The following is a 23,971-nucleotide window of genomic DNA, read 5'->3' on the forward strand; positions in this document are numbered from 1 at the left end:
TCACGTTTTCATGGAAAAGACCAAGCAGACTGCGCCGTCCGCGGTGCCGCGCCATGTCGCGATCATCATGGATGGTAATAATCGCTGGGCGAAAAAGCGCTTTATGCCGGGTGTCGCCGGTCATAAAGCGGGCGTGGATGCGGTTCGTGCGGTGATCGAGGTGTGTGCCGAGGCCGGGGTCGAAGTATTGACCCTGTTCGCCTTCTCCAGCGAGAACTGGCAGCGCCCGGCCGACGAGGTCAGCGCCTTGATGGATCTGTTCTTCAAGGCATTGCGCCGCGAGGCCAAGCGCCTGAACGAAAACAACATCAGTTTGCGCATCATTGGCGACCGTTCGCGCTTTCATCCAGAGCTTCAGGCTGCCATGCGTGAAGCTGAGGCAATGACGGCGGGCACCAATCGCTTCGTTCTGCAGATCGCTGCCAACTATGGCGGACAGTGGGATATCGCGCAGGCCGCACAGCGTCTGGCTCGGGAAGTTCAGGCCGGGCACCTGCGTCCGGAAGACATTACCCCGGAACTGTTGCAAACCTGTCTGGCTACCGGCGATTTGCCGTTGCCGGACTTGTGCATCCGTACCGGTGGCGAGCACCGCATCAGTAACTTCCTGCTGTGGCAACTGGCTTACGCCGAGTTGTACTTCTCCGACCTGTTCTGGCCGGACTTCAAACACGATGCCATGCGTACCGCGCTGGCCGATTTTGCTTCTCGGCAGCGCCGCTTCGGTAAAACGAGCGAGCAGGTCGAGGCTGGAGCCCGGGTTTAATGCTTAAACAACGAATCATCACCGCACTGATCCTGCTGCCGATAGCCCTGTGCGGGTTTTTCCTGCTCGAAGGCACCGGTTTTGCGCTGTTCATCGGGCTGGTCGTGACCCTCGGTGCATGGGAGTGGGCGCGCCTGGCGGGCTTCACTGAGCAGCCGATTCGCGTTGGCTTTGCGGCTGTGGTCGCGTTGATGCTGTTTGTCATGCATATCGTGCCTGGTCTCGCGCCTTGGGTGTTGGGCGCTTCGGTGCTTTGGTGGGGCGTTGCAACCTACCTGGTGCTGACGTATCCGCGTTCCAGCGAACTTTGGTCCAGCGCTGCCTGCAAGTTGATGATCGGTCTGCTGATCCTGCTGCCCGCCTGGCAAGGTCTGGTTCAGATCAAGCAGGAACTTTTGGGCAACTGGTTGATCATGGCGGTGATGGTGCTGGTCTGGGGTGCTGATATCGGTGCTTACTTTTCTGGTCGGGCCTTTGGCAAGCGCAAGCTGGCGCCACAGGTCAGTCCCGGCAAAAGCTGGGAGGGCGTCTACGGCGGCCTCGCGGTAAGTCTGGTCATTACTGTCATTGTCGGTCTGGTTCGAGACTGGACGGTGGCGCAGCTGTTCAAAGGTCTGATGGGTGCAGCCATCATCGTGTTCATCTCGGTGGTAGGTGATCTGACAGAAAGCATGTTCAAGCGTCAGTCCGGGATCAAGGACAGCAGTAATCTGCTGCCAGGTCACGGCGGCGTGCTGGACCGCATCGACAGCCTGACTGCAGCGATTCCGGTGTTTGCCGTGCTGTTGTGGATGGCGGCGCCGTGAGCCGCCCACAGCAGATTACCGTCCTGGGGGCGACCGGTTCGATTGGTCTGAGCACGCTTGATGTCATCGCTCGCCATCCCGAGCGTTATCAGGTTTTCGCCTTGAGCGGTTTCACCCGTCTGAGCGAGCTGTTGGCGCTATGTGTTCGTCATGTGCCGCGGTTCGCCGTAGTGCCTGAGGCGGGTGCTGCCCGAGGCTTGCAGGACGACTTGCGCGCTGCAGGCCTGCCGACCCGCGTGCTGGTGGGGGAGGAGGGTCTGTGTCAGGTTGCTTCCGATCCTGAGGTCGATGCGGTCATGGCGGCCATCGTTGGCGCTGCAGGCTTGCGACCGACTCTGGCGGCGGTCGAGGCCGGCAAGAAAATCCTCCTGGCCAACAAAGAAGCACTGGTGATGTCCGGTGCGCTGTTCATGCAGGCGGTGCGCAAGAGTGGTTCGGTGTTGCTGCCGATCGACAGTGAGCACAACGCGATTTTTCAGTGCATGCCACAGGATTTCGCTCGTGGGCTGAGTGCCGTCGGGGTGCGTCGGATTTTACTCACGGCCTCTGGCGGTCCGTTCCGACAGACACCTATGGCTGAACTGGTGCATGTTTCCCCTGAGCAAGCGTGTGCCCACCCGAACTGGTCCATGGGGCGCAAGATTTCGGTGGATTCGGCCAGCATGATGAACAAGGGGCTGGAGTTGATCGAAGCCTGCTGGCTGTTTGACGCCAAGCCGTCCCAGGTCGAAGTGGTGATTCATCCTCAAAGCGTGATTCATTCGCTGGTCGATTACATCGACGGTTCGGTATTGGCCCAGTTAGGTAACCCTGACATGCGCACGCCGATCGCAAACGCGCTGGCCTGGCCGGAGCGGATCGATTCGGGAGTTGCGCCGCTGGACCTGTTTGCAATTGCGCGGCTGGACTTCCAGGCGCCTGATGAAGAGCGATTCCCGTGTCTGCGCCTTGCGCGTCAGGCCGCCGAATCCGGCAATAGCGCGCCGGCCATGCTTAATGCGGCGAATGAAGTGGCGGTCGCGGCCTTTCTCGACGGGCGGGTTCGCTACCCGGAAATCGCGAGTATCATCGAAGAAGTGTTGAATCTCGAGCCCGTAGTTGCGGTTGACGATCTCGAGGCAGTGTTCACGGCCGACGCGAAAGCGCGAGTACTGGCCGAACAATGGTTGAGTCGTCACGGGCGGTAAGTGCTGCAATACGTTGACCCATGCGGCACTGGACAGGATTGCGGAGAAAGTAGATGAGCGCGCTCTATATGATTGTCGGCACCCTGGTGGCTTTGGGTGTGCTGGTCACCTTCCACGAATTCGGCCATTTTTGGGTCGCACGTCGCTGTGGGGTCAAAGTGCTGCGTTTCTCCGTAGGCTTCGGTATGCCGTTGCTGCGCTGGCACGACAAGAAAGGCACTGAGTTCGTCGTCGCCGCGATCCCGCTGGGCGGTTACGTGAAAATGCTCGACGAGCGTGAAGGTGAAGTACCCGCCGATCAGCTTGATCAATCCTTCAATCGCAAATCCGTCCGCCAGCGCATCGCTATCGTATCGGCGGGTCCGATTGCCAACTTTTTACTGGCGATGATTTTTTTCTGGGTGCTCGCCATGCTCGGCAGCGAGCAAGTGCGCCCGGTCATTGGTGCAGTCGAATCCGGCAGTATCGCCGCCAGGGCTGGTTTGAGCGCTGGCCAGGAAATCATTGCCATCGATGGCGAGCCAACTTCCGGCTGGGCTGCGGTCAACCTGCAGTTGGTCCGTCGCCTTGGGGAGAGCGGTTCCCTGCAGTTGCTGGTCCGTGATCAGGGTTCCACGGTGGATTCGCCCCGTGAGCTGATGCTGGATAAATGGCTCAAGGGTGCCGATGAGCCGGATCCGATTCGTTCGCTGGGTTTGCGCCCTTGGCGTCCGGCGCTGCCACCGGTCCTGGCTGAACTTGATCCGAAAGGCCCGGCACAGGCTGCTGGCCTGAAGACCGGTGACCGACTGTTGGCTCTGGACGGCAAGTCGCTTGATGACTGGCAGCAGGTGGTAGACACGGTCCGTATGCACCCTGATACCAAAATCATGCTGCGCGTCGAGCGTGATGGTGCTCAAATCGACGTCCCTGTGACGCTGGCCGCTCGCGGCGAGAAGAAGGCACCCAGTGGTTATCTGGGGGCTGGGGTGAAGGCCGTTGATTGGCCGCCAGAGATGATTCGTGAAGTGAGTTATGGTCCTGTGGCAGCGATTGGGGAGGGTGCTCGACGCACCTGGACCATGAGCGTACTGACCCTCGATTCGCTCAAGAAAATGTTGTTCGGTGAGCTCTCGGTAAAAAACTTGAGTGGACCGATAACCATTGCTAAAGTGGCGGGCGCTTCTGCCCAGTCGGGTGTCGCTGATTTCCTGAATTTCCTTGCTTATCTGAGTATTAGCTTGGGGGTTCTGAATTTGTTGCCCATTCCTGTACTGGATGGGGGGCATTTGTTGTTTTATCTGATCGAGTGGGCGCGTGGTCGCCCCTTGTCGGATCGGGTGCAGGGTTGGGGGATACAGATCGGCATCAGTTTGGTGATCGGGGTGATGTTGCTTGCTCTTGTCAATGATCTGGGTCGACTGTAACGCTTCGCTGAATTGCGAATCTGCCGCATTTTGCGGCAGTTTGTTTATTGCCAGTTGGAATAAGAAAGGACTTCATGAAACGTCTGCTGCTAACTGCGGTTCTCACCGTATTGATGATCGCCGAAGTTCACGCCGAGTCCTTCACTATCTCTGATATTCGCGTCAATGGCCTCCAGCGGGTCTCCGCGGGTAGCGTCTTTGGTGCTTTGCCGTTGAACGTCGGTGAACAGGCGGATGATCGTCGCCTGGTGGAATCCACTCGTGCGTTGTTCAAAACCGGTTTCTTTCAAGATATCCAGCTGGGCCGCGATGGCAACGTCCTGGTCATCACTGTAGTCGAGCGTCCGTCGGTCGCCAGTATCGAGATCGAGGGTAACAAGGCGATCTCCACTGAAGACCTGATGAAAGGCCTCAAACAATCCGGTCTGGCCGAAGGCGAGATCTTCCAGCGCGCCACCCTCGAAGGTGTTCGTAACGAGCTGCAGCGCCAATACGTCGCTCAGGGTCGCTACTCGGCTACCGTCGACACTGAAGTGGTGCCGCAGCCGCGTAACCGCGTTGCGTTGAAGGTCAATATCAACGAAGGCACCGTTGCGGCTATCCAGCACATCAACGTGGTGGGTAACACCGTCTTCCCTGAGGAAGACCTGATCGACCTGTTTGAACTCAAGACCACCAACTGGCTGTCGTTCTTCAAGAACGATGACAAGTATGCTCGTGAAAAACTTTCCGGTGACCTGGAGCGTCTGCGCTCCTACTACCTGGACCGTGGCTATATCAACATGGATATCGCTTCGACCCAGGTGTCCATCACTCCGGACAAGAAGCACGTCTATATCACTGTCAACGTCAACGAAGGCGAGAAGTACACCGTCCGTGACGTCAAGCTGAGCGGCGACCTGAAAGTCCCTGAAGACCAGGTCAAGTCCCTGCTGCTGGTCCAGAAAGGCCAGGTGTTCTCGCGTAAGTTGATGACCACCACGTCCGAACTGATCACCCGCCGTCTGGGTAACGAGGGTTACACCTTCGCCAACGTCAATGGCGTGCCTCAGCCTCACGATGAAGACCATACCGTCGACATCACGTTCGCCGTCGATCCGGGCAAGCGTGCTTACGTGAACCGCATCAACTTCCGTGGCAACACCAAGTCCGAAGACGAAGTGCTGCGCCGTGAAATGCGTCAGATGGAAGGCGGCTGGGCTTCGACTTACCTGATCGACCAATCCAAGACTCGTCTTGAACGTCTGGGCTTCTTCAAGGAAGTCAACGTCGAAACACCGGCCGTGCCGGGCGTCGACGACCAGGTAGACGTGAACTACAGCGTTGAAGAACAGGCTTCCGGTTCGATTACCGCCAGCGTTGGCTTTGCCCAGAGCGCCGGTCTGATCCTCGGTGGTTCGATCACCCAGAACAACTTCCTGGGTACGGGTAACAAAGTCAGCATCGGTTTGACCCGCAGTCAATACCAGAGCCGCTATAACTTCGGTTATGTCGACCCGTACTGGACTGCTGATGGCGTGAGCCTGGGTTACAACGCGTTCTATCGCACCACTGACTACAAAGACCTAGACGTCGACGTAGCCAGCTATGCCGTGGACAGCCTGGGTGCAGGCGTGAGCGTCGGTTACCCGATCAGCGAGACTTCGCGTCTGACCTTCGGCCTGACTGCGCAACAAGACAAGATCAAGACCGGTCAATACACCGTTGACGAGATCTTCGATTTCGTTAACAAGGAAGGCGACAACTACCTGAACTTCAAGGCCTCGGCCGGCTGGTCCGAATCCACACTGAACAAAGGCGTATTGGCGACCCGTGGTCATTCCCAAAGCCTGACACTGGAAACCACCACGCCTGGCAGCGACCTGTCGTTCTTCAAGCTTGATTACCGTGGCCAGTTGTTCCAGCCATTGTCTGAAAACTACACCATGCGCCTGCACACCGAACTGGGCTATGGCGATGGTTATGGTTCTACCGATGGCTTGCCGTTCTATGAAAACTACTATGCTGGTGGTTTCAACTCGGTTCGTGGCTTCAAGGACAGCACCCTCGGTCCTCGCAGTACCCCAAGTCGCGGTGCGGCTGTGACGGGTAACACCGGCACGCTCGCCGACCCGGACCAGGATCCGCTGCCGTTCGGTGGTAACGTTTTGATCCAGGGTGGTGCCGAGGTGCTGTTCCCGTTGCCATTCGTCAAGGATCAGCGTTCCCTGCGTACTTCGGTATTCTGGGATGTGGGTAATGTATTCGACTCCAAGTGCGATAAAACGACGAACGCAAATGTCGGTTCAACCGCTCAAACAGAATGTAACGACATCAGCCTGAGCAACTTGGCCAGCTCCGTCGGTGTAGGTGTGACCTGGGTTACCGCACTGGGTCCTCTGAGCTTCGCGTTGGCCATGCCGGTCAAGAAACCGGATAACGCTGAGACTCAAGTGTTCCAATTCTCCCTCGGCCAGACGTTCTAAGCGTCTGACCCAAGATAACGACAATGGATTTTGTAGGAGTGCATCGTGCGTAAGTTGACTCAATTGGTTCTCCTGGCGACCGTACTGGTAGCAGGTCCGGCTTTTGCCGACATGAAAATCGCCGTTCTGAACTATCAGATGGCGCTGCTGGAATCCGATGCGGCCAAGAAGTACGCCGTGGATGCCGAGAAGAAGTTCGGTCCACAGCTGAGCAAACTCAAGACTCTGGAAAGCAGTGCCAAAGGTATCCAGGACCGTCTGATGGCTGGCGGCGACAAAATGCAGCAAGGCGAGCGTGAACGCCTGGAACTCGAGTTCAAGCAAAAGGCCCGTGACTTCCAGTTCCAGTCCAAGGAATTGAACGAAGCCAAAGCCGTTGCCGACCGTGAAATGCTGAAGCAGCTGAAGCCGAAACTGGACAGCGCTGTGGAAGAAGTCATCAAGAAAGGTGCTTTTGACCTGGTCTTCGAGCGTGGCGCAGTGATTGATGTCAAACCTCAGTACGACATCACTCGCCAGGTTATCGAGCGCATGAATCAGCTGAAGTAACCATGACAGCGACTATAAAGCTCGGCCAATTGGCCGAGTTCCTCGGCGCCACACTGCGTGGCGACCCGGAGAAAGAAATTACTGGGCTAGCCACTTTGCAAGAGGCTGGCCCAGCTCAGTTGAGCTTTCTCGCAAACCCTCAATACCGTAAATACCTGGCGGACAGCCGGGCCGCAGCCCTGTTGCTGAAGGCCGCTGACGCTGAAGGTTTTGCAGGTAATGCGCTGGTAGTGCCTGATCCGTATCTGGCTTACGCGCGGATTTCCCATCTGTTCGATCCCAAGCCAAAGGCCGCTGTCGGTGTTCATCCGACAGCCGTTGTGGCAGCGGATGCAGTGGTCGATCCGGCGGCTAGCATTGGCGCCTTTGCGGTGATCGAAAGCTGCGCGCGTATTGCTGCGGGTGTGACCATTGGCGCGCACTGCTTCATCGGTGCCCGCTGCGAGATTGGCGAGGGCGGCTGGCTGGCCCCGCGAGTCACGCTGTACCACGATGTTCGCATCGGTAAACGGGTGGTGATTCAATCGGGTGCCGTGCTCGGTGGCGAAGGTTTCGGTTTTGCCAACGAGAAAGGTGTCTGGCAGAAGATCGCTCAGATCGGTGGTGTACTGGTCGGTGACGACGTGGAGATTGGCGTGAATACCGCTATCGATCGCGGTGCACTGGCCGATACCGTTCTGGGTAACGGGGTGAAACTCGACAACCAGATTCAGATCGCCCACAACGTCCAGGTCGGTGATCACACCGCCATGGCCGCGTGCGTGGGGATCTCCGGCAGCACCAAAATCGGCAAGCATTGCATGCTCGCCGGTGGCGTAGGGCTGGTGGGGCATATCGAAATTTGCGACAACGTTTTTATCACCGGGATGACCATGGTGACCCACTCGATTACCGAAAAGGGTTCCTATTCTTCCGGTACAGCCATGCAACCGGCAGCCGAATGGCGCAAAAGCGCGGCCCGTATCCGTCAGCTCGATGACATCGCGCGGCGGTTGCGACAGCTGGAAAAGCGTGTAGGGGAAGTGACCCCTGACGGTAATGCTTCATCAGATGGCTGATACCATTTCCATATCAAGTGTGCACAGCCGCTAGACTGCCTCCTTGATTTGCTAGAGGGGTGCGCGTCAGTCGCGCCTCCCAATCTTTACATAGGCTTCCCCCCGAAATGATGGACATCAACGAGATTCGCGAATACCTGCCTCACCGTTACCCGTTCCTGCTGGTGGACCGGGTCGTGGATCTGGATGTGGAAGGCAAGCGCATTCGCGCCTACAAGAATGTCAGCATCAACGAACCCTTCTTCAATGGTCACTTCCCCGCGCATCCAATCATGCCGGGCGTATTGATCATCGAAGCGATGGCTCAGGCTGCCGGGATCCTTGGTTTCAAAATGCTCGACGTGAAACCGGCCGACGGCACCCTTTATTACTTTGTTGGATCCGACAAGCTGCGCTTCCGCCAGCCGGTGATGCCGGGCGATCAACTGATCCTGGAAGCCAAGTTTCTGAGCTGCAAGCGTCAGATCTGGAAGTTCGAGTGCCAGGCTTCGGTCGATGGCAAGCCAGTCTGCTCTGCTGAAATCATCTGCGCGGAACGCAAACTATGAGTTTGATTGACCCTCGCGCAATCATCGATCCGACGGCTATCCTGGCCGACGGCGTCGAGGTCGGCCCTTGGTCGATCATCGGTGCAGGTGTGGAAATCGGCGAGGGGACAGTGATCGGGCCGCATGTGATTCTCAAAGGCCCGACCCGAATCGGAAAGCACAACCGCATCTACCAGTTTTCTTCGGTAGGCGAGGACACGCCCGATCTGAAATACAAGGGTGAAGAAACCCGTCTGGTCATCGGTGACCACAACGTCATCCGTGAAGGCGTGACGATTCACCGTGGGACCGTTCAGGACCGTTCTGAAACAACCCTGGGCGATCACAATCTGATCATGGCCTATGCCCACATCGGCCACGACAGCGTCATCGGCAACCACTGCATCCTGGTCAATAACACCGCGTTGGCGGGCCATGTGCACGTTGAAGACTGGGCAATCCTGTCAGGTTTTACCCTGGTTCATCAGTATTGCCATATCGGCGCCCACAGCTTTTCCGGGATGGGCACCGCCATCGGCAAGGACGTCCCGGCGTACGTTACGGTGTTCGGCAACCCGGCCGAAGCCCGTAGCATGAACTTCGAAGGCATGCGTCGTCGCGGTTTCAGCGAAGATGCGATCCACGCGTTGCGTCGTGCCTACAAGGTCGTTTACCGCCAGGGGCTGACGGTCGAACAGGCGCTCGCCGAACTGGCCGAGCCTTCGGATCAGTTCCCGGAAGTCGCGGTGTTCCGTGATTCCATCCAGTCTTCGACCCGCGGCATCACTCGTTAATCATGGCTAATCTGCGTATTGCGCTGGTGGCGGGTGAGGCTTCCGGCGACATTCTTGGCGCGGGTCTCATGCGCGCACTCAAGGCTCAGCACCCGGCAGTCGAGTTCATCGGTGTCGGCGGTCCGCTGATGCAGGCCGAAGGTCTGACCTCGTATTTCCCGATGGAGCGTCTTTCGGTCATGGGCCTGGTGGAAGTGCTGGGCCGCTTGCGCGAGTTGCTGGCACGCCGCAAGAAGCTGGTTGCCGACCTGATCGCCGAGAAGCCGGACGTGTTCATCGGTATCGATGCCCCGGACTTCAACCTCAATATCGAACTCAAGCTGCGTCAGGCCGGGATCAAGACCGTGCATTACGTTAGCCCGTCGGTTTGGGCGTGGCGGCAGAAACGCGTGCTGAAGATTCGCGAAGGCTGCGATCTGATGCTGACGCTGTTCCCGTTCGAAGCGAAATTCTATGAAGAGAAGGGCGTGCCGGTGCGGTTTGTCGGGCATTCCCTGGCTGACGCCATCCCGCTGGAGGCCGATCGCGCCGCCGCGCGGGCTGAACTCGGCTTGCCCGACGGGCCGCTGGTTGCTCTGATGCCGGGTAGCCGTGGTGGCGAAGTTGGCCGTCTCGGTGCGTTGTTCCTCGATACGGCCCAGCGTCTGCGAGCCCTGCGCCCAGGTGTGCGGTTCGTCATGCCTTGCGCCGGCCCCGAGCGCCGCAAACAACTTGAAGAGCTGCTGGCGGGCCGGGATCTGCCGCTGACATTGCTCAACGGTAAATCCCATCTGGCCCTGGCAGCCTGTGACGCTGTGCTGATCGCGTCCGGAACCGCGACGCTTGAAGCGTTGTTGTACAAACGGCCGATGGTGGTCGCGTACCGCTTGGCGCCGCTGACGTTCTGGATTCTCAAGCGCATGGTGAAAAGTCCCTACATCTCGTTGCCGAACCTGCTGGCCCAGCGCCTGTTGGTGCCCGAGTTGTTGCAGGACGATGCGACCGTTGAAGCCTTGGCCCAGACGCTGTCGCCACTGATCGAAGGCGGTGAAGAACAGACCCGCGGCTTCGATGAAATTCACCGTACCTTACGTCTGGACGCCTCCAATCAGGCGGCGGACGCGGTACTGAACCTGATCGGCAAAACACAATGAGCAAAGCAAGCATTCAGATGGGCCTGGACTTCACCCTGGTCGCCGAAGTTGAGGATCTGGTCGCCGGCGTTGACGAAGTCGGTCGCGGCCCGCTTTGTGGTGCAGTGGTGACAGCCGCTGTGATCCTCGATCCGAACCGTCCGATTCTGGGCCTGAATGATTCGAAGAAGCTCACCGAAGCACGCCGCGAAAAACTCTACGACGAGATCTGCGAAAAAGCCCTGAGCTGGTGCATTGCTCGCGCCGAAGTCGAAGAAATCGACGAGCTGAACATTCTCCACGCCACCATGTTGGCCATGCAGCGCGCGGTCGAAGGTCTGCACATCACGCCGAAACTGGCGATGATCGATGGCAATCGTTGCCCGAAGCTGTCGATGCGTGCCGAAGCGGTGGTGCAGGGCGACGGCAAGGTACCGGCCATCGCAGCAGCGTCTATTCTGGCCAAGGTCAGCCGCGACCGCGAGATGGCAGCGTTCGAATTGATTTACCCGGGTTACGGCATCGGTGGTCACAAAGGCTACCCGACCCCCGTTCATCTGGAGGCGCTGGCCCGCTTGGGGCCAACACCGATTCACCGCCGCTCGTTCGCCCCGGTACGCCTGGCTTACGAGGCGCGGGAAAACCTGATCGAGAGTTAGTCGCAAGGCTGATGTTTTTGCCAAGGCCCGGTACAATCCGGGCCTTGTTGTCTTCACGTTTCTAGTTTCTAGACAGGATCACTATGCCGGCTTCATTCGTTCATCTACGCCTGCACACTGAGTATTCCCTGGTCGACGGTCTGGTGCGGATCAAACCGCTGGTCAAGACCCTGGTCGGCATGAACATGCCTGCCGTAGCGGTCACCGACCAGAACAACATGTGTTCCCTGGTCAAATTCTATAAAGCCGCCATGGGGGCCGGGATCAAGCCGATCTGTGGCGCCGACCTGTGGCTGTCGAACAAGGATCCGGATAACGCGCTGAGCCGGATCAGCCTGTTGGCGATGAACGCCGTGGGTTATCGCAACCTCACCGAACTGATCTCCCGCGGCTTCATCGACGGCCAGCGCAATGGCTCCGTCATCATCGAGCGCGAGTGGGTGGCCGAAGCCAGCGAAGGCTTGATCATGCTGTCGGCGGCGAAAGAAGGCGAGATCGGTCTGGCGATGCTCAGTGGCAACCCGGCCGAAGCGGAAAACCTGGCACGCGAATGGATGGCCGTGTTCCCGGATCGCTTCTACCTGGAAATCCAGCGCACCAACCGCCCCAACGACGAAGAACAGTTGCACGGTGCCGTGGCCCTCGCTGAAAAAATCGGTGCGCCGCTGGTCGCGACCAACGACGTGCGCTTCATCAAACAGGAAGACTTCGCCGCCCACGAAACCCGCGTTTGCATCGGTGAGGGCCGTGCCCTCGACGATCCGCGGCGTTCGAAGAATTACAGCGATCAGCAATACCTCAAAAGCGCCGAGGAAATGGCCGAGTTGTTCAGCGACATTCCCGAAGCGCTGGAAAACACCGTCGAGATTGCCAAGCGCTGCAACATTGAAGTGAAGCTGGGCACTCACTTCCTGCCCAACTTCCCGATTCCCGATGGCATGACCATCGACGAATATTTCCGCAAGGTTTCCTTCGATGGCCTGGAAGATCGCCTCAGCGTTCTGCTGCCCAAGGACACCACTGAAGACTACGAAACCAAGCGTCAGGTCTACGTCGATCGGCTGAATTTCGAGCTGGATATCATCATCCAGATGGGGTTCCCCGGTTACTTCCTGATCGTTATGGACTTTATCCAGTGGGCCAAGAGCAACGGCGTACCGGTAGGTCCAGGCCGTGGATCGGGTGCCGGGTCGCTGGTGGCCTACGTGCAGAAGATCACCGACCTTGACCCGCTGGAATATGACCTGCTGTTCGAACGATTCCTTAACCCGGAACGGGTATCCATGCCCGACTTCGACGTCGACTTCTGCATGGACGGTCGTGACCGCGTAATCGACTACGTGGCCGAGAAATACGGCCGCAACGCGGTAAGCCAGATCATCACCTTCGGTTCCATGGCAGCCAAGGCTGTGGTCCGTGACGTGGCGCGTGTGCAGGGCAAGTCCTACGGTTTGGCGGATCGTCTGTCGAAGATGATTCCGTTCGAAGTCGGCATGACCCTGGAAAAGGCCTACGAGCAGGAAGAAATCCTCCGTGACTTCATCAAGGTCGATGAAGAGGCCGCGGAAATCTGGGAAATGGCCCGCAAGCTGGAAGGCGTTGTGCGTAACGTCGGTAAGCACGCCGGTGGTGTTGTTATTGCCCCGACCAAACTGACTGACTTCTCGCCGATTTATTGCGATGAGGCCGGTGACGGCCTGGTCACCCAGTTCGACAAGGACGACGTTGAAGCTGCTGGCCTGGTGAAGTTCGACTTCCTCGGTCTGCGGACCCTGACGGTCATCGACTGGGCGCTGAAAACCATCAACCGCGATCGCGCCAAGGTTGATGAGCCGCCGCTGGATATCGCGTTCATCCCGCTGGATGACAAGCCGACTTACCAGTTGCTGCAAAAAGCTGAAACGACCGCAGTGTTCCAGCTTGAGTCGCGCGGCATGAAAGAGCTGATCAAAAAGCTCAAGCCCGACTGCCTGGAAGACTTGATCGCATTGGTGGCCCTGTTCCGTCCGGGCCCGTTGCAATCGGGCATGGTGGACGACTTTATCAACCGTAAGCACGGTCGCGCCGAACTCGCGTACCCGCACTCGGACTACCAGTACGAAGGCCTCAAACCGGTTCTGGCTCCGACTTACGGCATCATCCTGTATCAGGAACAGGTGATGCAGATTGCTCAGGTCATGGCCGGTTATACCCTCGGCGGCGCAGACATGCTTCGTCGAGCCATGGGTAAGAAAAAACCCGAAGAAATGGCCAAGCAGCGCGGCGGTTTCATTGAAGGTTGCAAGACCAACAATATCGACGCTGACCTGGCCGGTAACATTTTCGACCTGGTAGAGAAATTCGCCGGTTACGGCTTCAACAAATCCCACTCCGCCGCTTACGGCCTGGTGTCATACCAGACCGCGTGGCTGAAAACGCACTACCCGGCGCCATTCATGGCCGCGGTACTGTCGGCGGATATGCACAACACCGACAAGGTAGTGACCTTGATCGAAGAAATTCGCACCATGAAGCTGCGTCTCGACGCGCCGGATGTGAATACTTCGGAGTTCAAGTTCACGGTGAATGACGAAGGCCGGATTATTTACGGCCTCGGCGCGATCAAAGGGGTGGGCGAAGGTCCGGTGGAAGCCATCACCGAGGCGCGTCAGAAAGGTCCGTTCAAGGATCTGTTCGATTTCTGCGCCCGGGTCGATCTCAAGCGTATCAACAAGCGCACCCTGGACGGTTTGATCCGCAGCGGTGCGCTGGATCGTCTGGGGCCTTACTTCCATGACGAGCAGAAAGCCTATCAGGCCAATATCGACCGCAACCGAGCGGTCTTGCTGAACGCCATGGAAGGGGCGATCAAGGCGGCCGAACAAACCGCGCGTACCCACGATAGCGGTCATGTCGACCTGTTTGGCGGTCTGTTCGTCGAAGAAGATGCCGACGTCTACGCCAATCACCGCAAGGCCAAGGAGCTGACCCTCAAGGAACGCCTGAAAGGGGAGAAGGACACCCTGGGCCTGTACCTGACCGGCCACCCGATCGACGAATACGAAGGTGAGATCCGCCGTTTCGCCCGTCAACGCATCATCGACCTGAAACCGGCCCGTGATACCCAGACCGTCGCGGGCATGATCATCGCCCTGCGAGTCATGAAGAACAAAAAGGGCGACAAGATGGGTTTCATTACCCTCGACGACCGCTCGGGTCGGATCGAAGCGTCGCTGTTCGCCGAAGCATTCCATTCGGCGCAGTCGCTGTTGCAGACCGACGCGATGGTGGTGGTCGAAGGCGAAGTCAGTAACGACGATTTCTCCGGCGGGCTGCGTCTGCGGGTCAAGCGGGTGATGAGCATGGAAGATGCGCGCACCAACCTGGCCGAAAGCCTGCGCTTGAAGCTGCAAACCCAGGATTTGAAAGGCGATCAGCTACGCTGGCTCGGTGAGTTGTTCAAGCGTCACCGCGGTGCGTGCCCGATCACCATGGAATACACCAGTCCCGATGCGAAGGCCTTGCTGCAGTTCGGCGAGACCTGGCGGATCGACCCGGCGGATGCCTTGATTCAAGCCCTGCGTGACCAGTTCGGGCGAGACAACGTCTTCCTCCAATACCGTTGACGGTCAGGTGCCGCTCTTCTAAAAGGGAGCAGCTCTGATCTCGACCCAATTTTTAATCTCGACCTGAACGCGCCTCTCCCTTAAGGTAGGGCGCGAATAGACAACCGGCCGGCCCAAGCTCTCTTGGATGTCGACCCAAGACGGACGCCTATGAACCCGAATTTTCTAGATTTCGAACAGCCGATCGCCGACCTGCAAGCCAAGATCGAAGAGTTGCGCTTGGTCGGTAATGACAATTCGCTGAATATCGGCGATGAGATCTCCCGCCTGCAGGACAAAAGCAGCACGCTGACCGAAGACATCTTCGGCAAGCTGACCAGCTGGCAGATCGCGCGTCTGGCGCGTCACCCGAAACGTCCATATACCCTGGACTACATCGAACACATCTTCACCGAGTTCGACGAACTGTACGGCGACCGTCACTTCTCCGACGACGCTGCGATAGTCGGCGGCATTGCCCGTCTGGACGATCAGCCGGTGATGATCATCGGTCACCAGAAAGGCCGTGAAGTGCGCGAGAAAGTTCGTCGCAACTTTGGCATGCCGCGTCCGGAAGGCTACCGCAAGGCTTGCCGCCTGATGGAAATGGCCGAACGTTTCAAAATGCCGATCCTGACCTTCATCGACACCCCGGGTGCTTACCCTGGTATCGACGCTGAAGAGCGCAACCAGAGCGAAGCGATTGCCTGGAACCTGCGCGTCATGGCACGCCTGAAAACCCCAATCATCGCCACCGTGATCGGTGAAGGTGGTTCCGGTGGTGCTCTGGCGATCGGTGTATGCGATCAACTGAACATGCTGCAGTACTCGACCTACGCGGTGATTTCGCCGGAAGGTTGCGCCTCGATTCTGTGGAAAACCGCCGAGAAAGCGCCGGACGCTGCCGAAGCCATGGGCATCACTGCCGAGCGCCTGAAAGGCCTGGGTATTGTGGATAAAGTGATCAGCGAGCCGTTGGGCGGCGCGCACCGTAATCCAGCTGCTGCGGCTGCATCGATCCGTGCCGAGCTGAGCTCGCAGTTGGCGATGTTGAAGAAGTTCGATAACGAAGCACTGTTGGCTCGCCGTTACGAGCGTCTGATGAGCTACGGTCTCTGAGCCAACTGCAGTACCCATGTAGGAGTGAGCCTGCTCGCGATGAGGGCGTAACATTCAACAGATGTGTTGGCTGTTACACCGCTATCGCGAGCAGGCTCACTCCTACATTTGATTTGGGCAAAGAGAACGATATGGGTCAGTCCATGATTGATTTGCCTTCCCGGCTTTTGCTGAGTCTGAAGCCCTGGCGCAACGCCAAAACCTGGCGCATCGCCTTCTCCGGCGGCCTCGATTCAACCGTCCTGCTGCACCTTCTCGCACACCTCGCAAAAACCGAATCCCTGCCGGCGCTAAGCGCCATCCATGTTCATCACGGCCTTCAGGCTGTGGCTGATGCGTGGCCGGATCATTGTCAGTCGGTCTGTGATGCGCTGAGTGTGCCGCTGCAGGTCGTTCGTGTGCAGGTTCAATCCGGCGCCAGCCTTGAGCGTGCAGCCCGGGATGCGCGATATGCCGCGTTCATCGACGCGACTCAGGCCAATGAAGTGTTGATGACCGCCCAGCACCGTGACGATCAGGCGGAAACGTTGTTGTTTCGGATGTTACGCGGGGCAGGCGTGAGGGGATTGTCGGGGATGCCACGCCAGCGCGCACTCGGTAAAGGGCAGCTGCTTCGGCCATTGCTCGATGTCACGCGGGCTGAACTTGAAGCCTATGCAGCGGAGCATCGACTGAGCTGGATCGAAGACCCATCGAACCAGGATCGGCAGTTCTCGCGAAACTACCTGCGCCATCAGGTGTTCCCGGTATTGACCGAGCGCTGGCCACAAGCGGTAACGACCATGGCCCGCAGCGCTGCGCACCTGAGTGAAGCACAGGGATTGCTCGATGAGCTTGCGCAAATCGACCTGGCTGGCGCCAGCACTGCCAATGATTTTGATTGGCTGGGATTGCCGTCCCTGGAACTGGCGGCATTGGAAACGCTGTCCGCTGCTCGTCAGCGGAATGCGTTAAGTCATTGGCTCGAACCGCTGACTCGACTGCCGGACAGTGACCATTGGTCGGGTTGGGATAATTTACGTTATGCCACCGGCGATGCCTGCCCGATCTGGCGGCTGGCGGATGGCGAGCTGCATCGGGCGGGGGGGCGTATCTGGTGGTTGTCCGGCAGTTGGTTGCGCACCTCGCCCGCCGTCGGAAACTGGCCCGACCCCTCGCTATCGTTGGTATTGCCGGACAACGGCGTGCTCACACTCACCGGCCAAACCCCCGATGGCCCGCTGCATATCCGCTATCGCGAGGGAGGTGAGGTGATGAATCTGCCCGGTCGCGGCCATCGCGATCTGAAGCGTTTGCTCAATGAACGTGGTGTGCCGGCGTTCGCCCGTGGCAGATTGCCGCTGCTCTACCGAGACGAGCAATTGCTGGCGGTGGCCAACCTGCGGGGCTTGGACGGCAGTGCAAAAGACCGTTGGAATTTGCATTGGCAGCCACCGACCGAAGATCAAGGTTTGAGCTGAAAGGGGCTTTCCGGTAGACTACGCTCCCTTCTTGATACAACTTCTGTGGATTCACATGAATTGCAGGAGTTGCCGATTACCAAGCAGTCTTTGCTGGGCGATTCCAAAAAATGTGTAGCGAGCAACGTACCGGTGTTTCATCTTCCGGTCTGTCCCAACGCGGCGGTTTTTTTGAAAGGTGCACTGTGATTAATGCAGGTGATCGGGGGCTTCGGCCTTCCTTCGCTTTCCCCGGCGGCTCGGACCGCTTTAACGCAGACTTCTAGGGTTTTTCATGACGCGCTACATATTCGTCACGGGCGGTGTTGTTTCTTCATTGGGGAAAGGCATCGCATCGGCTTCATTGGCGGCCATCCTGGAGGCGCGGGGACTTAAGGTCACCATGCTGAAGCTGGACCCGTACATCAACGTTGACCCGGGCACCATGAGCCCGTTCCAGCACGGTGAAGTGTTCGTCACCCACGACGGCGCCGAGACCGACCTGGACCTGGGCCACTACGAGCGGTTCATCCGCACGACCATGACCCAGAACAACAACTTCACCACCGGCCGTGTCTACGAACACGTCCTGCGCAAAGAGCGCCGTGGTGACTACTTGGGCGCCACCATTCAGGTGATCCCGCACATCACCGACGAAATCAAGCGCCGGATCATCAAGGGCGCCGGCGATGCCGACGTGGCCATGGTCGAGATCGGTGGCACCGTGGGTGACATCGAGTCCCAGCCGTTCCTCGAAGCGATCCGTCAATTGCGTTTCGAAGTCGGCGCCAAGCGCGCGATGCTGATGCACCTGACGCTGGTGCCGTACATCGCCACTGCCGGCGAAACCAAAACCAAGCCAACCCAGCACTCGGTCAAGGAACTGCGTTCCATCGGCCTGCAGCCTGACGTGCTGGTCTGCCGTTCCGATCACCCGATCGACATCTCTTCGCGTCGCAAGATCGCTCAGTTCACCAACGTTGAAGAACGTGCGGTGATTGCGCTGGAAGACGCCGACACCATCTACAAGATCCCGGGCATCCTGCACTCCCAGGGCCTGGATGATTTCGTTGTCGAGCGTTTTGGCCTGCAATGTGGCGGCGCCGATCTGTCCGAGTGGGAAGCCGTGGTCGACGCCAAGCTCAACCCTGAGCATGAAGTCACCATCGCCATGGTCGGCAAGTACATGGAACTGCTGGACGCCTACAAGTCGCTGATCGAAGCGATGAGTCACGCCGGCATCAGCAACCGCACCAAGGTCAACCTGCGCTACATCGACTCCGAAGACATTGAAAACCAGGGCACTGCGCTGCTGGAAGGTGTCGACGCGATTCTGGTACCAGGCGGCTTCGGTCTGCGTGGCGTGGAAGGCAAGATCACTGCCGTTCAATACGCTCGCGAAAACAAGGTTCCGTACCTGGGCATCTGCCTGGGCATGCAAGTGGCCGTGATCGAGTTCGCTCGTAACGTGCTGGGCTGGAAAGACGCCAACTCCACCGAGTTCGATCGTGCCAGCGGTCATCCGGTCGTGGGTCTGATCACCGAGTGGGAAGATGCCACCGGCGCCGTCGAAACCCGTACCGAAACGTCCGATCTGGGCGGCACCATGCGCCTTGGCGCTCAGGATTGCCTGCTGGAATCAGGTTCCCTGGTGCACGATTGCTACGCCAAGGACGTGATCGTCGAGCGTCACCGTCACCGCTACGAAGTGAACAACAACCTGCTGCCGCAAATCATGGAAGCCGGTCTGAAAATCACCGGTCGCTCTGGTGATGGCGCCCTGGTAGAAGTGGTTGAAGCACCGGATCATCCATGGTTCGTCGCTTGCCAGTTCCACCCTGAGTTCACCTCGACACCACGCGACGGTCACCCGTTGTTCAGCGGTTTCGTTAAAGCAGCATTGGTTCAACACCAGAAGAAGGCGTAAATCCGATGGCCCAGAAGATCATCCGCGTAGGCGATATCGAGATTGCCAACGACAAGCCAATGGTGCTTTTCGGTGGCATGAACGTGCTGGAAAGCCGCGACATGGCGATGCAGGTCTGCGAAGAGTACGTAAAGGTCACCGAGAAACTCGGTATCCCTTACGTGTTCAAGGCCAGCTTCGACAAGGCCAACCGTTCCTCCGTGACCTCTTACCGTGGCCCCGGCCTGGAAGAGGGCATGCGGATTTTCCAGGACATCAAGCAAGCCTTTGGCGTGCCGATCATCACCGACGTCCACGAGCCTGATCAGGCTGCGGTCGTCGCTGAAGTCTGCGATATCATCCAGCTGCCGGCCTTCTTGTCGCGCCAGACTGACCTTGTGGTCGCGATGGCCAAGACCGGTGCGGTGATCAACATCAAGAAAGCCCAGTTCCTCGCGCCTCAGGAAATGAAACACATCCTGAGCAAATGCGTGGAAGCGGGTAACGATCAGTTGATCCTCTGCGAACGCGGATCGAGCTTCGGCTACAACAACCTGGTCGTCGACATGCTTGGCTTCGGCATCATGAAGCAGTTCGAATACCCGGTGTTCTTCGACGTGACCCACGCGCTGCAAATGCCCGGCGGTCGCTCCGATTCCGCTGGTGGTCGCCGTGCTCAGGTCACCGACCTGGCGAAAGCCGGTATGAGCCAGTCGTTGGCTGGCCTGTTCCTCGAAGCCCACCCGGACCCGGACAACGCCAAATGCGACGGCCCTTGCGCCTTGCGTCTGGACAAACTGGAGCCATTCCTGGCCCAGCTCAAAGCTTTGGACGAACTGGTGAAGAGTTTTCCGACGGTAGAAACCGCGTAATCCTCATTTCTCCGGTAAAGTACCGCACGAATTAATGCTCAGGCCCTCGGGCCTGGGCCTTATCGTCCGCAAGTCTGCCCGCTGCACGTCACTTGCCGGCGATACAAGATTTCCTTCAGCTGCGTCGTTTTCGTCAACTTTGGAGTGTTTACAACAATGGCAAAAATCGTCGACATCAAAGGTCGTGAAGTTCTCGACTCCCGTGGCAACCCCACCGTGGAAGCGGACGTGCTTCTCGATAACGGCATCATCGGCAGTGCTTGCGCGCCGTCCGGTGCTTCCACTGGCTCGCGTGAAGCGCTCGAGCTGCGTGATGGCGACAAGAGCCGTTACCTGGGCAAAGGCGTTCTGAAAGCCGTCGCCAACATCAACGGTCCGATCCGTGACCTGTTGAAAGGTGCAGATCCAAGCGACCAGAAAGCGCTGGATCACGCGATGATCAAGCTCGACGGCACTGAAAACAAAGGTTCCCTGGGCGCCAACGCGATCCTCGCCGTTTCCCTGGCAGCCGCCAAGGCAGCCGCACAGGATCAGGACCTGCCGCTGTACGCTCACATCGCCAACCTGAACGGCACCCCGGGTGTTTACTCGATGCCGGTTCCGATGATGAACATCATCAACGGTGGCGAGCACGCCGATAACAACGTCGACATCCAGGAATTCATGGTTCAGCCAGTTGGCGCCAAGTCTTTCTCGGAAGGTCTGCGCATGGGCACCGAGATTTTCCATCACCTCAAAGCCGTTCTGAAGGCCCGTGGCCTGAGCACTGCTGTTGGTGACGAAGGTGGTTTCGCACCGAACCTGGCTTCCAACGAAGACGCTTTGAAAGTGATCTCCGAAGCTGTGGCCAACGCCGGTTACAAGCTGGGCACCGACGTGACCCTGGCACTGGACTGCGCGGCCAGCGAATTCTACGAAGACGGTAAATACAACCTGTCCGGCGAAGGCCAGGTGTTCACCGCTGAAGGTTTCGCTGACTACCTGAAAGGCCTGACCGAGCGTTATCCGATCATCTCGATCGAAGACGGTCTGGACGAGTCCGATTGGGCTGGCTGGAAAATCCTCACCGACAAGATCGGCGAGAAAGTCCAACTGGTAGGCGACGACCTGTTCGTGACCAACACCAAGATCCTGAAAGAAGGCATCGATAAAAAGATCGCCAACTCTATCCTGATCAAGTTCAACCAGATCGGCACTCTGACCGAGACCCTGGAAGCGATCCAGATGGCCAAGGCCGCTGGTTACACCGCCGTGATCTCGCACCGCTCCGGCGAAACCGAAGATTCGACCATTGCCGACCTGGCTGTGGGCACCTCGGCTGGCCAGATCAAGACCGGCTCCCTGTGCCGTTCCGACCGTGTTTCCAAGTACAACCAACTGCTGCGTATCGAAGAGCAGTTGAATGGTAAAGCCAAGTACAACGGTCGCAGCGAATTCCGCGGTTAATCGTTAACGGGTAAAAAGACACCGGATTGTGTCGGAAAAATCGCTACAGCGATGGATTTGCCACTAATCTGATGCCTTATAAGCACAAGCCTGGTTCTTCCAGGCTTCGTGCTATCAGAAGCTTCAAAGTTTTGGCATGGCTGTCTTTTTTCACTGGATACCTGATATTCGATGCGCAGTCCCAATTGGTTGTTCCTCGTTTTGCTCCTGCTGCTGGCTGGCCTGCAGTACCGCCTGTGGGTGGGTAATGGCAGTCTGGCGCAAGTGGCCGAACTGACTCAGCAGATCGCAGATCAACACGCTGAGAACGAGGGGTTGCTTGAGCGCAATCGGGTGATGGATGCTGAAGTCAGTGAATTGAAAAAGGGCATGGAGACCGTTGAAGAGCGGGCTCGTCATGAGTTGGGCATGGTCAAGGACGGTGAAACCCTTTACCAGTTGGCTCAATGAACCCCTCGTTACCGGCCTTCTGGGCTGTAATTCCTGCCGCGGGCGTCGGTGCCCGTATGGCCGCGGACCGTCCCAAGCAATACTTGCAACTGGGCGGGCGCACTATTCTCGAACACAGCCTCGGCTGTTTCCTTGATCATCCTTGCCTGAAAGGGTTGGTGGTCAGTCTTGCTGTTGATGATCCTTATTGGCCGAACCTGGCGTGTGCCAGCGATCCGCGAATCCAGAGGGTTGAAGGTGGTTCAGAGCGTTCCGGGTCGGTACTCAATGCGTTGCTGCATTTGCATGCGCAAGGCGCTGACGATGAGGATTGGGTGCTGGTTCACGATGCTGCGCGGCCGAATCTGAGCCGTGATGATCTGAACAAGTTGCTGGGTGAACTCGCCGATGATCCGGTCGGTGGACTGCTGGCGGTTCCGGCACGCGATACCCTCAAGCGGGTCGACAAACATGGTCGTGTGGTCGAAACCGTGGATCGCAGTGTGATCTGGCAAGCCTATACGCCGCAGATGTTTCGCCTTGGCGCGTTGCATCGGGCGTTGGCCGACAGTCTGGTGGCCGATGCGGTCATCACTGACGAAGCTTCGGCCATGGAGTGGGCGGGTCTGGCACCGCGCCTGATCGAAGGTCGGTCCGACAACCTCAAAGTAACTCGCCCCGAAGACCTCGAGTGGTTGCGCCAGCGTTGGGCTAACCGCCGCTGATTGACTCGGGTTCAGTGTTATTTCCAATCGCGAGCAGGCTCACTCCTACAAGGTTACGTCCACTGTAGGAGTGAGCCTGCTCGCGATTGCGGCAGCCCAGGCACTCGATCTCTTGCTGGCACGCCGGTGAACGCCTAGCTTCGATACTCTGGCCTTAACGCCAACCCCTCTTTCAAATAGTCCACCAACTTGCGCACCTTCGGCGACAAATGCCGCTGCTGTGGATAAAGCGCCCACACGGCGGTGTTCGGCGGTTGATGAGCTTCCAGCAGCGAAATCAATTCACCGTTTTTCAGATGCTCCAGGACGTAGTAGTCCGGTAGCTGACACAGACCCACGCCCTGTAACGCGGCATCCAGCACCGCTTGCCCACTGTTGCAGCGCCAGTTTCCCTGTACCCGCTGGGAAAATTCCCGCCCGTTCTGTTCCAGTTGCCAGATATCTGAGCTGCCAATGAGGCAGTTGTGGCGGCTGAGTTCCGACAAGCTATGCGGGCGACCATACCGTTCCAGGTAGGACGGTGATGCGCACAGGTACATTCGCCGTGGCGCCAGACGTGTCGCCACCAGTCGTGAGTCTTGCAGACGGCCAAGGCGGATCGCCAGGTCCAGGCCTTCATGGACCAGGTCGAGTTGACGATTGCTCAGTTCAATGTCGATGCGCAGTTGCGGATACAACCCCATGAATCGCGTCACCAGCGGCACGATGAATCGTTCGCCATACGCCACGGCGCAGGTCATGCGCAGCATGCCTTTGGGCTCGCTGGTCAGGTCGCCGACCGCGCGCAAGGCTTCTTCGCGGCCATCTTGCAATCGCTGGCAATGTTGCAGAAATGTTTGGCCGGCTTCGGTCAGCGTGACCCGGCGGGTGCTGCGATAAAGCAGTCGCGTCTGAAGCCGCTCTTCGAGGCGTACAATTTGTCGACTGATGTGGGAGGACGAAACCCCGAGGCGTTCCGCGGCAGCCGTGAACTGACTGCACTCGGCCACGGCGACGAACTCGTCGATACCTTCCCAGCGGTTTTCGGACATCAAGGACTATCCCTGTATGGCAATAATGTTTTGCTTTTGTCCGGATTATTCACCGTCAGGCGGTGTATTACACTCCCTGTCTTGTTTTTAT

The 23,971-nt window shown here is 58.2% G+C and carries 20 protein-coding genes; 19 read left to right on the plus strand and 1 reads right to left on the minus strand.

The features are described from left to right. Window positions 1–10: 10 nt before the first annotated feature. The 19 genes from uppS (at window position 11) to ispD (ending at window position 22,849) form a co-directional block, all read left to right on the plus strand. Window positions 11–766: a polyprenyl diphosphate synthase gene (gene uppS / locus VD17_RS15535; protein ID WP_033056297.1), complete on the plus strand. Its 756-nt coding sequence runs from the start codon at window positions 11–13 to the stop codon at window positions 764–766. Continuing rightward, entirely contained in the window at window positions 766–1,572 is an 807-nt protein-coding gene (locus VD17_RS15540; RefSeq protein WP_046054568.1) for a phosphatidate cytidylyltransferase, read from the plus strand. The genes uppS and VD17_RS15540 overlap by 1 nt, the downstream gene beginning before the upstream one ends. After that, on the plus strand, window positions 1,569–2,759 hold the full coding sequence (gene ispC, locus VD17_RS15545) for a 1-deoxy-D-xylulose-5-phosphate reductoisomerase (RefSeq protein ID WP_046054621.1): 1,191 nt from the start codon (window positions 1,569–1,571) through the stop codon (window positions 2,757–2,759). The genes VD17_RS15540 and ispC overlap by 4 nt, the downstream gene beginning before the upstream one ends. A gap of 53 nt (window positions 2,760–2,812) precedes the next feature. Next, window positions 2,813–4,165, plus strand: coding sequence for a sigma E protease regulator RseP (gene rseP, locus VD17_RS15550; RefSeq protein WP_046054569.1), 1,353 nt, complete (start codon window positions 2,813–2,815; stop codon window positions 4,163–4,165). Between the two features lie 74 nt (window positions 4,166–4,239). After that, window positions 4,240–6,630: an outer membrane protein assembly factor BamA gene (bamA, locus tag VD17_RS15555; protein WP_046054570.1), complete on the plus strand. Its 2,391-nt coding sequence runs from the start codon at window positions 4,240–4,242 to the stop codon at window positions 6,628–6,630. Window positions 6,631–6,675: 45 nt separating this feature from the next. Then, on the plus strand, window positions 6,676–7,179 hold the full coding sequence (locus VD17_RS15560) for an OmpH family outer membrane protein (protein ID WP_010462812.1): 504 nt from the start codon (window positions 6,676–6,678) through the stop codon (window positions 7,177–7,179). A 2-nt stretch (window positions 7,180–7,181) separates the two neighbouring features. After that, entirely contained in the window at window positions 7,182–8,237 is a 1,056-nt protein-coding gene (gene lpxD / locus VD17_RS15565; RefSeq protein WP_046054571.1) for a UDP-3-O-(3-hydroxymyristoyl)glucosamine N-acyltransferase, read from the plus strand. A 107-nt stretch (window positions 8,238–8,344) separates the two neighbouring features. Then, window positions 8,345–8,785: a 3-hydroxyacyl-ACP dehydratase FabZ gene (gene fabZ / locus VD17_RS15570; protein WP_046054572.1), complete on the plus strand. Its 441-nt coding sequence runs from the start codon at window positions 8,345–8,347 to the stop codon at window positions 8,783–8,785. Continuing rightward, a complete protein-coding gene (gene lpxA / locus VD17_RS15575; RefSeq protein WP_033056289.1) occupies window positions 8,782–9,558 on the plus strand; it encodes an acyl-ACP--UDP-N-acetylglucosamine O-acyltransferase in 777 nt (258 codons plus the stop codon). The genes fabZ and lpxA overlap by 4 nt, the downstream gene beginning before the upstream one ends. 2 nt (window positions 9,559–9,560) lie before the next feature. Then, the gene (gene lpxB, locus VD17_RS15580) at window positions 9,561–10,691 is read left to right on the plus strand and encodes a lipid-A-disaccharide synthase (protein WP_046054573.1); all 1,131 of its coding nucleotides are present in this window, start codon (window positions 9,561–9,563) and stop codon (window positions 10,689–10,691) included. An 11-nt stretch (window positions 10,692–10,702) separates the two neighbouring features. Further along, the gene (gene rnhB / locus VD17_RS15585; RefSeq protein ID WP_161990825.1) at window positions 10,703–11,329 is read left to right on the plus strand and encodes a ribonuclease HII; all 627 of its coding nucleotides are present in this window, start codon (window positions 10,703–10,705) and stop codon (window positions 11,327–11,329) included. Window positions 11,330–11,412: 83 nt separating this feature from the next. Then, entirely contained in the window at window positions 11,413–14,934 is a 3,522-nt protein-coding gene (dnaE, locus tag VD17_RS15590; RefSeq protein ID WP_046054575.1) for a DNA polymerase III subunit alpha, read from the plus strand. Between the two features lie 150 nt (window positions 14,935–15,084). Continuing rightward, a complete protein-coding gene (locus tag VD17_RS15595; RefSeq protein WP_046054576.1) occupies window positions 15,085–16,032 on the plus strand; it encodes an acetyl-CoA carboxylase carboxyltransferase subunit alpha in 948 nt (315 codons plus the stop codon). Window positions 16,033–16,163: 131 nt separating this feature from the next. Continuing rightward, a complete protein-coding gene (gene tilS / locus VD17_RS15600; RefSeq protein ID WP_046054577.1) occupies window positions 16,164–17,492 on the plus strand; it encodes a tRNA lysidine(34) synthetase TilS in 1,329 nt (442 codons plus the stop codon). 274 nt (window positions 17,493–17,766) lie between these two features. Beyond that, window positions 17,767–19,398: a CTP synthase gene (locus VD17_RS15605; RefSeq protein ID WP_033059923.1), complete on the plus strand. Its 1,632-nt coding sequence runs from the start codon at window positions 17,767–17,769 to the stop codon at window positions 19,396–19,398. 5 nt (window positions 19,399–19,403) lie between these two features. Beyond that, complete coding sequence (gene kdsA, locus VD17_RS15610) at window positions 19,404–20,249, plus strand: 3-deoxy-8-phosphooctulonate synthase (protein ID WP_046054578.1); 846 nt, start codon at window positions 19,404–19,406, stop codon at window positions 20,247–20,249. A 156-nt stretch (window positions 20,250–20,405) separates the two neighbouring features. Further along, on the plus strand, window positions 20,406–21,695 hold the full coding sequence (gene eno / locus VD17_RS15615; RefSeq protein WP_033059918.1) for a phosphopyruvate hydratase: 1,290 nt from the start codon (window positions 20,406–20,408) through the stop codon (window positions 21,693–21,695). 171 nt (window positions 21,696–21,866) lie between these two features. Beyond that, on the plus strand, window positions 21,867–22,145 hold the full coding sequence (gene ftsB / locus VD17_RS15620; RefSeq protein WP_008028992.1) for a cell division protein FtsB: 279 nt from the start codon (window positions 21,867–21,869) through the stop codon (window positions 22,143–22,145). After that, entirely contained in the window at window positions 22,142–22,849 is a 708-nt protein-coding gene (gene ispD / locus VD17_RS15625) for a 2-C-methyl-D-erythritol 4-phosphate cytidylyltransferase (RefSeq protein ID WP_046054579.1), read from the plus strand. The genes ftsB and ispD overlap by 4 nt, the downstream gene beginning before the upstream one ends. Before the next feature lie 134 nt (window positions 22,850–22,983). Here the strand turns inward: ispD and VD17_RS15630 are convergent, their stop codons facing one another. Then, window positions 22,984–23,880 carry a LysR substrate-binding domain-containing protein gene (locus tag VD17_RS15630; RefSeq protein WP_033059914.1) on the minus strand — a complete coding sequence of 299 codons (897 nt, stop codon included), beginning with the start codon at window positions 23,878–23,880 and terminating at the stop codon, window positions 22,984–22,986. Window positions 23,881–23,971: the final 91 nt, after the last annotated feature.

This window comes from Pseudomonas fluorescens (genome assembly GCF_000968015.1).
In the GTDB taxonomy this organism is placed as follows: domain Bacteria; phylum Pseudomonadota; class Gammaproteobacteria; order Pseudomonadales; family Pseudomonadaceae; genus Aquipseudomonas; species Aquipseudomonas fluorescens_W.